Source organism: Iodobacter fluviatilis, assembly GCF_004194535.1.
GTDB classification, from domain to species: Bacteria; Pseudomonadota; Gammaproteobacteria; order Burkholderiales; family Chitinibacteraceae; genus Iodobacter; species Iodobacter fluviatilis_A.
In genome coordinates this window covers 22,855-36,015 of sequence record NZ_CP025781.1, presented here as the reverse complement: position 1 = coordinate 36,015, position 13,161 = coordinate 22,855, and the positions used below count along the sequence as shown (strand labels likewise).

General features: G+C 48.4%; 9 protein-coding genes. 1 reads left to right on the top strand and 8 read right to left on the bottom strand.

Features of this window, described 5'->3' with window-relative positions:
- Positions 1–92: 92 nt before the first annotated feature.
- The 6 genes from C1H71_RS00180 to C1H71_RS00155 form a co-directional block, all read right to left on the bottom strand.
- Positions 93–1,316 carry a type VI immunity family protein gene (locus tag C1H71_RS00180; RefSeq protein ID WP_130104758.1) on the bottom strand — a complete coding sequence of 408 codons (1,224 nt, stop codon included), beginning with the start codon at positions 1,314–1,316 and terminating at the stop codon, positions 93–95.
- Positions 1,313–2,203, bottom strand: a complete 891-nt coding sequence (locus tag C1H71_RS00175) for a VRR-NUC domain-containing protein (RefSeq protein ID WP_130104757.1) — start codon at positions 2,201–2,203, stop codon at positions 1,313–1,315. Before C1H71_RS00175 ends, C1H71_RS00180 begins: the two co-directional genes overlap by 4 nt.
- Positions 2,204–2,215: 12 nt before the next feature.
- Entirely contained in the window at positions 2,216–5,074 is a 2,859-nt protein-coding gene (locus C1H71_RS00170) for a type VI secretion system Vgr family protein (protein ID WP_130104756.1), read from the bottom strand.
- A 275-nt stretch (positions 5,075–5,349) separates the two neighbouring features.
- Entirely contained in the window at positions 5,350–6,984 is a 1,635-nt protein-coding gene (locus C1H71_RS00165; protein ID WP_130104755.1) for an acid phosphatase, read from the bottom strand.
- A 276-nt stretch (positions 6,985–7,260) separates the two neighbouring features.
- Positions 7,261–7,497 carry a hypothetical protein gene (locus tag C1H71_RS00160; protein ID WP_130104754.1) on the bottom strand — a complete coding sequence of 79 codons (237 nt, stop codon included), beginning with the start codon at positions 7,495–7,497 and terminating at the stop codon, positions 7,261–7,263.
- Between the two features lie 165 nt (positions 7,498–7,662).
- On the bottom strand, positions 7,663–8,559 hold the full coding sequence (locus C1H71_RS00155; RefSeq protein WP_130104753.1) for a C40 family peptidase: 897 nt from the start codon (positions 8,557–8,559) through the stop codon (positions 7,663–7,665).
- 334 nt (positions 8,560–8,893) lie between these two features.
- Here C1H71_RS00155 and C1H71_RS00150 point away from each other — a divergent pair, with 334 nt between their 5' ends.
- On the top strand, positions 8,894–10,579 hold the full coding sequence (locus C1H71_RS00150; RefSeq protein WP_130104752.1) for an ABC1 kinase family protein: 1,686 nt from the start codon (positions 8,894–8,896) through the stop codon (positions 10,577–10,579).
- A gap of 63 nt (positions 10,580–10,642) precedes the next feature.
- Here C1H71_RS00150 and narL read toward each other — a convergent pair whose 3' ends face one another.
- Together narL and C1H71_RS00140 are read right to left on the bottom strand one after the other, a co-directional pair.
- On the bottom strand, positions 10,643–11,296 hold the full coding sequence (gene narL / locus C1H71_RS00145) for a two-component system response regulator NarL (RefSeq protein ID WP_130104751.1): 654 nt from the start codon (positions 11,294–11,296) through the stop codon (positions 10,643–10,645).
- Complete coding sequence (locus C1H71_RS00140) at positions 11,293–13,140, bottom strand: histidine kinase (RefSeq protein ID WP_130104750.1); 1,848 nt, start codon at positions 13,138–13,140, stop codon at positions 11,293–11,295. Before C1H71_RS00140 ends, narL begins: the two co-directional genes overlap by 4 nt.
- Between the last annotated feature and the right edge of the window lie 21 nt (positions 13,141–13,161).

The following is a 13,161-nucleotide window of genomic DNA, read 5'->3' as shown; positions in this document are numbered from 1 at the left end:
GCTTAATGCTCTCAGAGCAAAAGACAGTGGGTTTAACTTTACTCAGACCTCAGTTATTCTATATTCTGAATGATTAATTCCTGCTTACTAAGCTATTCTTGATTAGCATCCCAATACCAAATTGTTGCGCCATATGTAGACGCAGGGAAGTCTGGCATTAATTCACCCTGTTTAAACAAAGCATGACTATTTTGCTTGGCAGGGGTGTACCAGTAGCCTGTTTGTGGGCAAAGGCTATTAGCTGTTGTTCGCTGTTTTAGTAAGTCATTCATTTCTTCAACTTCTTCAGCATCTACTTCGTCAGCTTCACCTAGCCCATAAAACTGAATATTATCTGGGTAGGGGGGCCAAATACCTGACTCATCAAAGCGACGCAGCCATAAATCAGTTGTTCTTGGGTCAAAATTAATCGAGCCATTTAAAGAGCCATTATGTAAGGAGCCTAAAGACTCTACACGGATAGGGCGTAAAAAATCGCTCACCATTTTATATAGAGGAGGGATGCCTTCCGTTACGGGGGCGATATTTGGGTATTCACCTATCTTTATTAAACAATTATCTCCAATATTTGTTATTTTTATAAAATCATGGTGAAGGGTGTTTTTAATGTTATCCAGGCCGCCTAATTGTGAAATGTGAAATTTGTTCAAACATGTAATCCAATTGACACCATTAATACACTCCCCGAGTCTGTCCATGGAAAAATAATTTCTTCGAAATGGCATTAAACAGTAGAATCGTTGTAAAGCATCGAACTCATTAAATTGCCATTTGTAATCTTCGTATGGCAGGCAAGTTACAGCATTCGCAAAGGCTAAGGTTGGATTTAATTTAGAAACCACAAAATTGAATAAGTCATTAAATATTTTTTTTTCTTTTACATAACTTAAAGGCAGGGAGAACTGAAAGAATGATTTTGTTTGGCGTACACTTATCTCCCACTTTCTTGCCGTCACGGTTTCAACCCAATAAGGAGAAGCAACTGCAAGGGTCGGAGATCCTGTAATGACCCACTCTATGCAACCATCCTCTGAATATTTAGAAAAATGCTCCATTGGTGATGGTGTTTTTTTGCTAAATTGAATCTCTTTTCCATTTTCATTTTGATCTGTAATTAAGCCCGCTTTAAGGTGTTTTCCAAATAATTGCTGATAATAATCGACACATTCAGCCAAACGCTGTTTACCTTCAGCAGTTTCACCGCCATCAAAGTAAAACGATGCTCCAATTGCAGGGCATAAAGTGCACAGGTCGGTACTTTCCTCAAAATAAGTAATATCGGCACGGTAATGGCGAAGTTTCTCTAATTCATTCATGGTTTTTTCCCTTGTGCTGCGGCTAAGTTAGATGCACCTACTGCCGCTCCAACAACAAATAAACGCGCTGCGCTACTCCATGCTGCGGCACTAATGGCTGATCCGGTTCCTGCGGTGAAATAAGCAATAGCAATGCCCCCGACAATCAAACCACCGGCGAGTAGATAGTCGGATAGTGGCACTTCATTTTCACCTAGCGCATTAGCCGTGGCTGGTTCACCAACGGTTCTACGGCCAGGCTTAGGAATTGGGGCAACTAAAGGCGCGGGCACATCAACTGGTTGGCGTTTTTTTTCTTCCCGAGGTTTGCATTGGCATTCTGAAGTTTCAAGTAATTTGAATTTATTTGCATCCCCAGCAATTCTTTCATAAGCCATTTGTTGACCTGTTTTTAAAGTGTCCCTCGGAAATTTAATTTCTACCACCATCTCAATATTGCTTTGTTCAAGACTAAAGTTGTTTTTGTCTTTAACAATAATAACGTCGGGAATTCTAAGTAATCCTTTTTGCGGGCCCGACTCAAGGTCCTGTTTACTGAGTGAAAATACTTTTTCCCGAATAGCTGCTCCCAGCGGAAAAGAGCTAGGATGGATTCCATTCTTCCCCAATAAAGGCTTGGGAGGATTTAATTTCATGTTATATCCCACTTCACCCTTGTAGCGCCAAATATGGCCGCTTGCTTCGCAGTCAAATTGAATGGATTTTGTTACGCAGCGCTGATATAAAAATTGGCCCGCTTTGCCTATTTTTGCATTACTACTGCAAAAACAAATTTTCTGACAAAGATAGCTAGTATCTTCGGGGCTTAGAATAGGAATTGTTTTAACAGGCGCTTGTGGCTGCGTGGTGGAACGGCCAGCTGTGCGGGTATTAGGAGGAGTGCTCATTGTTTTAGGCTCTTAGGCTGCAGGTTTACCAAATTCATCAAATTGATGCTGATGATCCGGGTCTTCTGTCTCATTTTTTTCAAGTAATAGCTCAACTTTTTGGCTAATTGCGGTATAGACCGCTTGGGTTTTACCTGATTTATCTGTAATTCCTTCAATGAGGGGCTTGCCATCTGTTTTTAACCAATAGCGTTGATTTGCTAGTGGTTTCCCTGTTTTATGATCAACTAAAGTTAAATACTCTTGATGCAGTGTCCCATCCGGCATCACTGGCGGAGCCACATTCAAACTCGCAGGCCCACTCCAATCATGGCTCCCGCCTTTAATACTGATCTTCCCCGGTGCATGCAGCTCGATCTTGCCGTCTTTGATGCGGATATAAGCGCCGCCAGCGGTCATCAGGATTTCTTGCTTGGCGTTGAATAGGCCCTTGCCTTTGATGGCGGTGAATTTGGTGTTTTTGTCGGCAGTGATTTCAATATCGTCGCTTTGCGCCTGCATTTGCAGCTGGCCTTTGGCGGCGATCAGCTTTAGGGTGATTTGGTCTTTGATACCCCCCACAAACAGGCTGATGTGCTGGCTTACGTTGTGAATCCAGCGGCGGCCGGTGCTTTGGTTAGTGTCACGTTGGGCAACTTGGTCTAGATTTGTGCCCGCGCTGAGGGTCTGGCTTTGTGGGGTGGTAATCGCTATACCGTCCTCGCCGTGCAGCAGGATGATTTTTTGTTGGCCTGCTTGCTCTTTGGATTTGCTTTTGCCGTCTTGATCGGTGTTGCTACCTGCTTCAAAACTTTTGCTGGCGTGCACATGGTGGTGCAGATGGCCGGTGGTGGCTTTGCTGCCGGGGCTGTTGTCGGGTTTTACAGTTTGATCGTCGTCGCCGGTTTCCATGCTGTCGGCAAGTTGTTTAGCTGCGTATTCACCGAGGTTTTTGGCGGTGTCTAGGGCCGATTCCAGCTGGCTTTGGCCGGGGCTGCGGTCTAGCTGCTTGCCACTAGCGCCGCCTTTGGCTTCAGTGCTAATTAGTAAGCCGCTGGCGCGAATGGCACCTTGTTTATCCGTGCGTAGCTCAAAGCCTTCGCCGCGTGCTTCGCCTTTTCCGTCGGTGCGTGGGTGAATCAGATAGCCCAGATTAAGCTGGGTTTTACCGTGCTCGCTCGATAGCTTGGTGCGCACTTCGCCTTTGGTGTCATCAAACAGCAGCTCGCCGTATTGCCCGCCTTCATGTTCTTTGGTTTTGATGCCAGATAGCGTTTTGTTGGCGGGTAGTGCGCCTGCGCCGCTAAACGTGGCCACAGGATGACTTCCGTTATGGACTACACCGGTGACGATGGGGCGGTCGATATCATTTTCGAGGAAATCCACCAGAACTTCCTGGCCGATGCGCGGAATAAACTGATGCCCAAAGCCTGCACCGGCACTTGGCATGGAGACGCGCACCCAGCAGGATGACTTGTCATCCATATTTGCGCCAAACTCTGGGTGCTCCTTAACCCTCTGCCAGTGAAAATTTATTTTTATGCGGCCGTGCTCATCCGTATGCACCTCTGCTTGTTGGCTAGAGTCGGCACCGCTGCTTTGTGGGCCAACTACGGTGGCGGTTTGTACGCCTAGGCTTTTGGGTTTGCTGTGTTCGGTATGAGCAAAGTTAGGCGTAATCGGCTGGCCGCGTCTTTGGGCGGTGAAGTTAACTTGGTAAGGAGGATTCGCAGCTGAAGCCGCTGCGACCAGTAGGCTGGGCGCGACTAGGCCAAGTTGCTGAGTTAAATCTGCTGGCAAATTATTATTGGCGGTGAATTTAAGCTCGGTAATGGCGAATTCCCGTTGTTCCGCTGACGTCCCCTCATGCGCGGGGTGGTCTTCTAGGCGGAACCACTGCCCCGCTTGTAAGTTACGTAAAGTACCAGTGCCGGTAAATGATTTCTTTTTTGCATCCAACGCTTGCTGACGCAGCCTTGCGTAGTGGCTTAGTTCATCGTTATCGCTTGCGTAATACAAAGACTGAGGATCATAATCCTCAAAGCTGACTTGTAGCTGTTGACCACCCTCGCCTTGGTCGATATAACTTTCATCAAAACTTTGGTTCGTTGTGGTGGTTTTGTAATCAAAGCTAGCCAAAGAGACCGAGCTGCTACCGACTTGGCGCTGAGTTGTCCATTCGGTAAGAGAGTCATTCTCCTCCGTTACGTCAGCTCGATGAAAGCGCACCAGTGATTCTTGCGCCTCTGGAATCGCAAACGCATCGTCAAAGATCAGCAGCTGAACTTGGGGGTTATCTCCGGCCAGATGAAGCCAACTCCAGCCAAGCCCTTCCTCCGCCAATAGCCGTGTAATAAAATCGCTATCTGATTCTCTATACTGCGTACAGTAAGATCGGGGCGCGTACGTGCCGGATAGCTTGAAATCCAGCGTTTGCACGGCGGCAAACACAGGGTTTTTAGCTTGGTGTTCGGCCAAAATTTGCTTGACGATATCTGCCACGGATAAATTTTGAAATACGCGGGAAGTACGGCGGTGTCTGAGCAAGGAAAAAGGCGGCTCTACGGTGAGGGAATATTGAGCGAAGCCTCCGTCAGAGCCTAATAGCTGCGCCTGACTCACCACCCCACAACGCTCTATCGCATCACCATTGACGTTTTCTATCGCCAATACCACCGGCAAGCCTAATAGCGATTTAAGTTCTAAATCGCCATTGGAGGATAAGCAATTTACCTCGTAGTGAAAAGCGCGATTTATCCCCTCGCTGCCTGTCACTCGCTGGGGCAATAACTGCTGGCCCCAAGCTGCACCATCGCCTAATTGAAGAGAGATAAGGCGCTGATCTTGATTAAAGGCAGCGGCGAAGGAGGCAAGCAGATCGCTGGGTGTCATGAGGTAATCTACGGTCGGTTGGGAGCGTGCAGACTACATTAATAGGGGATTATTTACAACGAGATGACTTGTTTTCTATGGGGTTTATCAAGCTGTAAGTTATTGTGCGTAAGTAAAATAACGTATCGAAATTTTATGGGCAGATGTGATGCAGCGATGCTCTTTGAATGCGCTTTGCTTTAGGGAAAAACCATCACTAAAAGGCTTTTCAGTGAGTATGTAGGGGCGCTGTTTGCGCGCCCCTACACTATGGCTTACCCGTGCAATACTGGTGCTTAGAGATCTAGTGTTGCCATTAAATCGCCCGGCGGGGTTGCGCCGCGGGCTTTAAAGGCTTGATTGCGCAGCTGTATGCCTTCTAGCTCGGGTAAATCATGCAGTTGGCTGATAAAACGAATGATGGAGGTGGTGTCATAGAGGGTGTGATCCACATGGCCTTTTTTGGCGAAGGGGGATACCACAATGGCGGGGATGCGCGAGCCTGGGCCCCAGCGATCGCCCTTAGGTGGGGCGACGTGATCCCACCAGCCGCCGTTTTCATCAAAGGTAATCATCACCACCATGTCTTTCCACTGCGGGCCGCTCATCAAGTGTTGCAGTACATTGGCCACATGCTGGTCGCCCGATTCCACATCAGAATAACCGGCGTGCATATTTAGATTGCCCTGTGGCTTATAAAAGGCCACTTGCGGCAGGGTGCCAGTCACGGCAGCGGCGATAAAGTGATTGGAATATGGGCTTTCGCCAAGGCCAGCATCACGCAAATGCTCGGCTCTTGCTGCGGTGCCGGGGGCAAATTGTTTAAAGTAATTAAAGGGCTGGTGATGGTACTGAAAATTAGGTGCGTCTGCGCCGCCCTTGCCATCTAGCGTGGCCTGCCATGCGCCGCCATACCAAGCCCAGCTCACTTTTTTGTCAGAGAGTAAATCGCCGATGGTGCGATAGCTTTGTGGTGGCAGGGTGCTTGGGTCGGCGGGATCGGCCAGTTGGGGGTCGCCCCCTGGAGCGGGAGGTATAAAGCTGGGTTGATAGGGCGGGGCCATGGTGTTTACGGCGTAACCATCGGGAGTAATGGCGCCGTTATTGATATATTTAGCGGGGCCATCGAGTGCCGAGGCAGGTGATTTAGCGCTGGTTGCCAGTTGAGAGCCCTGCGGGCCATCGCTTAAAACGGCGATTTTTCCTTTGGCAGGGCCATTGGCGGCATCAAAGTATTCTGGGGTTCGGCCAGAAATTAAAAATTGGTGGTTTAAGTAGGAGCCACCAAATGCCGCCATAAAGAAGTTATCGCATAGCGTGTATTTACGGGCGATTTGCCATAGATTGAGGTTTTTTTCCGTTTCGCTGTAGTGCCCCATCACTAGTGCGCCAGAGTCTCCCCAAGCCACAAACTGATTATTTTTGCCGCCATTGATTTGTTGCTGATTATGGTAAAACAGATGGGCTAGATCGCGGGTAATCACTGCTTCAGGCAGCGGCGTGCCCTCGGTGTCTTTGAGCGCAAAGGGCGCATTTGGCAATCCGCTGATTTGCGCCTCTTCAATAAAGTAACGCTTACCCGCCACGGTTTGACCGCGTTGCACCATGCCCCCCCAAATCTTGGGCAGGCTGCTTAAAACGCTGCCATCGCGATCGAGTTGAGGCTCAGGATTCGCACTGGCAAGCGGCTGTGCCACGCCTGGAAAATTGCCAAATAGATTATTAAAACTGCGGTTTTCTAAATAAATCACCACCACATTTTTAATTTTATTTTTTAAAGGTTTGTTGAGTGCGGCGAGTGGCTTGCTGGCTATGGGTTTGGCTGCATGACTGGCAGGCAGGGCCAAACCTGCACCTATTGCGGCCAGCCCACCTAGCAAGCGGCGGCGGCTTGGATCATTCGGTGTGGATGATTTTGACTTCTTGCTCATGGTGTTGTCCTGAAAAAAGCGGTGTGTGGTGATTGCACCTTTATTTCATCATAAGAAGCCATGGGACTTAAAGAGAAAAATTCATAAAATTGTAACTTTAATGAAATTAAAATGAAATGTTGCCTTAATGATCAATAAACTGGTAGGGCTGAAATTTTTGTTGCAAGTATTCGCCGTGGCTGATGCGTTTATCGGCGTCTTGGCTGTATAGGTCGGCGGCTATTACTGTTAGCTCCTTATGTGGCAGTAGCAATTGCTCGGTGAGTAGCGGCTAGCTCAATACGGGCGGTGGCAGAAAAAGCGCGGTGCCAGTTCATGAATCAGTGCTTGAATATGGCCAAGGCGGGCGCGTGGCTCGGCAAGTAGGCGTGTGCCAAAATCGGCACAGATGGCGTCGATGGCTTGATCAATCGGCATTTGGGGCAGAATCAGCCAGCCAACTAGATAGGCTTCTATTGTGAGTGGTTGCCACCACGCGTGGATAATCCCACCAAAAAACAGCGCGAGTACCAAGAGTACGCAGATGCTGCCAGTGATATTGCGATTGGCTTAGGCGGGGCGATAGGTAGACGTAAAAACCACACCGCAGCAGGGAGCGCGGTGTGGATGCTTAGGGTTTGTTGATGTTTCATTCGCAATTGCGCTGAGCTGGGAAACGTCAACAGACCCTAGTGCAAATTACTTGTTTTTCTTGCTTGTCGTGTGCTTCGTCACGGTTTTGCTGGTGCTTTTATACTTAGTGGCCTTGCTGCTTGTTTTACTCGACTTGCTGCTTTTTGCGGAAGCCTTACTACTTGTCTTGTTCGCAGCCTTGTTACTAACGCGCGATTTGCCGCCCTTGCTGGTTTTGGAGCGGGCAATGCTGCTTTCGCGTTCAAGCTTTGGCGTTTCACACACCAAGTGTTTTTTGCCCTTACGTTTTACCGTTTTGCATACCGGTTTAGCGCGGGCGCTGCTTGATTGCTTGGGTACTTGGGCCAAGAGCGTTGCCATATTGACGGGTGTTCCCCCCGCGCCATCGTAGCGCCGAGCGCCAGTAAAGCGTGAAGTCCAGTAGCTTTGGTTTAAATTCGTGATTTCAACGCTTTTACCCGAACGTGGCGAATGAATAAAGCGGTTGTCGCCCATATAAATGCCAACGTGCGAAAATGTGCGCCCTAGCGTATTAAAGAAAACTAAATCGCCTGGTTTAAGTTCTTCTTTATCAATACTTGCACCTGATTGCGCCATGCCTAGGGCATTGTGCGGTAGGGCGATATTCATGGAGTTTTGAAAAACATAGCGCACAAAGCCGCTGCAATCCAAGCCCGCCTCTGGGGTGGCACCTCCCCATTTATATTTCACACCAATCAGGCTCATGGCTTGTAGCAGCATATCTTGAGCGGGGGCGTAATCGGGTTTTTCAGAGCGGTTGTTGGCTTTGGCTTTGCTAGGCCGTGTGGTGTTGGTAATGGTCGTGGCTGGAGCAATTTGCTCAACGGCTGGATCGACCTCATTAAGGCTGGTGTCATCGGCGTGAGCCGCAAATGCACTAACGCCCACGAATAATGCGCTGATTAATCTAATCCATTTCATGTGGGGGGCAATGGCTCTAAATGAAGCAGGCGAGTGTTGGCTGCGCTTAAGGTGCATCACGTTTTACAACGTTAGTTTAAGGGCGCCTGTGGCTACGCCTGCTTATGGTTATTGGGGGCGCTAAAAAACAGCTACCGATATTAGCATGTTCACCCCGCTAGGAAAATTGGAATGCGGCGCTGCCGATTGGCAATCTGACAGACTGAAAGTAATGAACGACTTTGTTGATTCAATTGGCCGATGATTTAAAAGATTTTTCTTTGATGATGGAGTTAAATGCACGGCATGGCTGATTTATGTTGAAATAGCATTACTCTTACTGTTGGGTCTAAGAATGCTGAAGGAAACCTTTACCGTGATGCGTGATTTGCCACGGGTTCGTGAAATTGTGGCTGTACTTGTTCGTCATGGCTTGGGTAATTTGGTGCAAAGATTGGGCTTGGCCCGTGGCATTGAGCGCGCCAGCGATCTCTTACATTTACCTGGTAATTACGAAGCCGAGCTCGTTGATTCCCCAGTGCGGGTGCGCCGTGCCTTAGAAGAGTTAGGCCCTGCTTTTGTAAAGCTGGGGCAAGTATTGGCAACGCGGGTGGATATGTTTCCGCCGGAATGGATTACCGAGTTTGAAAAATTACAAAGCAATGTGCCTCCGGTGCCTTTTGATTTAATTCTGCCGGAGTTAACCGCTTTACTTGGCACAGATCCTGCCAATATTTTTCTTGATCTAGACCCAGAGCCGGTTGGGGCCGCCTCTATCGCTCAAGTGCACCGTGCTAAATTATTAGATGGTACTGAGGTGGTGTTAAAAATTCGCCGCCCAGGGGTGATTCCTAAAATTGAGGCCGATTTACGCATCTTGCGGCATATCGGCTCTTTGATGGAATTTGAATTCGCCGAATCCCGTCGCTATCAGCCGGTTAAAATTGCCGAAGAATTCGCTAAATCTTTACGCCGTGAATTGAATTTATCTGCAGAGGCTAGAAACTCAGAGCGCTTTGTGCAAAATTTTATAGGCCATGAAGATATTATTATCCCTAAAACCTATTGGGAATGGACTTCAGAAAGCCTCAATGTACAAAGCTATGTTGGGGGAGTGGCAGGCAATGATTTATTGGGGGTGGATGCTGCGGGTTTGGATCGCTGTATTTTAGCGTCTAGAGGCGCGGATGCCGTATTAAAAATGGTGCTGATTGATGGCTATTTTCATGCTGATCCTCATCCGGGCAATGTAAAGTATTTGCCTGGTAATCAAATTGCATTTTTAGATTTTGGCATGGTGGGGCGTTTGCCGCATCCACGGCGCGATCAAATCGTTGATTTATTAGCCGCCCTTGCACAGCGTGATGAACATGGCATTCTGAATGTGCTATTAGAGTGGACTGGTGACACGGTGGTGGATGAAGAAAAACTCACGTCTGATATTGCGGGGTTTATGTTTGATTATGAAAACCTTGCTTTAAAAGATATTCGTTTTGGTAATTTGCTTAATGATGTGGTGCAAATGATGCGCGAGCATCAAATTACCTTGCCATCAGATTTAACGCTACTATTTAAAGCGCTGATTACCTTAGAGGGATTAGGGCGGCAGCTTGATCCAGAGTTTCAAATGGTGGGGCACCTCACGCCGTTTGTAAAAGAAGTGATTCTGGCGCGGTTTCATCCTAAGGCCATGCTTAAAAAAGGCAAGGAAGGCTTGTATGAAACGGTGCAATTATTAGGCGGATTACCCAGAGATATTGGCAAGCTAATTAAACAAGCTCGCCGTGGCAATATACGCATTGATTTAGATTTAAAGCGGCTAGATCACTTTGGTTTGCAAATTACCCGCAGTGCTAATCGTTTAACAATGGGGATTGTGACCGGCTCTTTAATTATTGGCTCATCGATTGTCATGACGGTAAAAGCCGGGCCTATGCTATTTGGGTTGCCTTTGCTTGGGTTTTTAGGTTTTGTATTAGCGGTGCTCAATACCATTTGGTTGGTGATTTCTATTTGGATCTCAGGCAAAGAAGAGCGCTGATTCTAGCTGACTGATGCTAAGTCCGACTGGCTGCTAGGGGCGCGGTAATCCACCCCTATGGCGCTAACGCAATTTAATCCCTTGCTCTACGGCCCAAATGGCGGCTTCTAGCCGAGAGCGGAAGCTGAGTTTACGCAGTAAGCTTTTGACGTGCACTTTTACCGTGCCCTCCGCAATGCCTAGTTCTCTGCCGACTAATTTGTTGGATAGGCCATTGGCTAGGCAGGCTAAGATTTCGCGCTCGCGCTCGGTTAAGGAATCCATCATGGCGTTACGCTGGCTGGCGTCGTCATCCCGCAAGGCTAGCGCCAGTACCCGGCCAAGGCGCTCGGGAATGGCCATTTGGCCGTCGAGTGCCTCGGCTAGGCTGCTGATTATCTCTTCTGGCTCCATATCTTTAAGTAAATAGCCATCGGCTCCCGCCCGCACCGCAGCGACTAAATCTGAGGATTGATCGGATACGGTGAGCATCACCACGCGTGAGTCAAGGTCTAGCTCTTTAATGGCACGTAGCGTGCTAATGCCATCCATCTCTTTCATATTTAAATCAAGAATGACTAGATCTGGGTTTTGCGCTTGCACAATCGCTAGCCCTTCTGCGCCGCTGGCCGCTTCGCCCACCAAAATAAAACGCTCATCAAGCGCTAAAAGCTGCAGTACGCCTTTTCTAAATAAGGGGTGATCGTCAATAACAACAACGGTGTATCCATCGCTCATGAGGGGGTTCCTTGCGGTGCAAAGGGGGTGATTGGAGTAAAGCGCAACGACACCAAAGTGCCATTCGGCTCGCGGCGTTGTACGCTAAATTGGCCGTTTAAGCTGCGCGCACGGTCGCGCATAATGCTTAGCCCGTAATGTTGCTTTTTATCGGGGTGCTGGCTAATGCCGCAGCCGTTGTCTTCAATGGTGACCAAAATACGCTGCTCTGCCCAAGTTAAACCAATCCAAGCGTTTTGGGCTGCCGCGTGGTGCTCAATATTGGCGAGGGCTTCGCGGATAATTTGTAGGATGTGAATTTCTTCATGCGCGCTGAGCTCTACCCCCAAGAGGCGGTTTGTTAAGATAACGGCGTAGCCTAGGCGCTGAGTAAATTCTTGCACGGTTTGTTCTAGCGCAGCCGCAAGACCGCGTTCGTGCATTTGTAAGCGAAAAGTATTGAGTAATTCACGCAGTTGGCGATATGCACCACTTAGCCCTTCACGTAACTCGCTGAGTGCGGCTTGGGCGGTAGGGCTGCGTTCTGCCTCGGGGAACTGTGTTTGTAAACGCACCACTTGAATTTTTAAATAAGATAAAGATTGCGCAAGAGAATCGTGTAATTCCCGCGCAATTACGGAGCGCTCTTCGTGTAGTGCTAAACGATGTGATTCTTGCTTACGTTTGGCATTGGCCAGTGCCGTGCCAATTTGCCGTGCCACAGCTTCTAAAAGCTGTAATTGCCAATCTGCCAGTACCTGCTCTGCTTTAAGTTGAATGGGCATGATGCCGTAGTTTTTTCTGCCATCGCTAAGTTGAAAAATCGGGCGATTGCTGGCTTGTGGTGCTTGATCGGCTCCGTCTGTGCAGTTTTGGCAGTTGTTTTGATCGCAATGTTTGCTGTCTTTAATGGGCATGATGGCAAAGCGAAAAGCCAGCGGTGCTTGCTCGGTTTCGGTAATGCAGATGGCGGCGTGTTCTAGCTCTATCACGCTGCCCAAATCATGGAGTACTTGATCAAACGTGGCTTGATCCGGCTCTTGATCAGAGAGGATTTGTTTGATTCGGTACAAAAATTCTAAGCTGCGCTGATTTTGCGAGAGTGCTTTGGTTTTTTCTGTGACGCGTGATTCTAATTCAGCCAGGCCTTGGGCTAGCTCGCTCACCATATGATTGATTGCCTGCCCAAGCTGGATGATTTCGCCAGCGCCTTTTTCAGGGGCGCGGACATTTAAATCGCCTTGCCTAATCTTGGTAGCGGCTTGTGCCATGGCAATTAAGGGGCGGGTTACGCTGCGGCTTAGCCATTTCAGGGTCAGCAATAACACACAGATCATCCCCCCGAAAGAAATCCATTGAATGCGCCCTAGCCATAGCAAGCGAGCCTCGTGTTTATCTTCAATGGCGGCCACGTAATGGTCAATTAAAGTCACAAATTGCATGGCTTTAGGCAGTAGCTTGCCGTCGTAGGTGGTGCTGAGCTGGGATAGATCCTTTTTAATATCGGTGCGCCAGCTGTTTTCCATTTTAGTGTAAGCAAGGTGCACGGGGTCTTCTGGTGCGCTGGGTAAATTGCTAAGCAGAATGGGGTTGTACAGACGTTGTTCAAAATCATCAATCACTTGCTGCAAAAATGGCCGGCTAACCGGAATAGGAGCAGGGGGAGATAGATGGATAGCAACAATTAAGTAAGTTTGCTTGCGCAAAGAGCCCGCCAAGTTAATCACCGCTCCTTCACCGCTGGAGCGCATCACACTGCTCCAGCTCATAAAAAAAGCCACAAAGGCGGGTAACACCATCAGCAATAAGGCAGGGGTGATAAAGCGCAAAATGGATGTTTGGCGGAAATAATCCTTAATACGCATGTCTACCTCTAAATTTCCAGC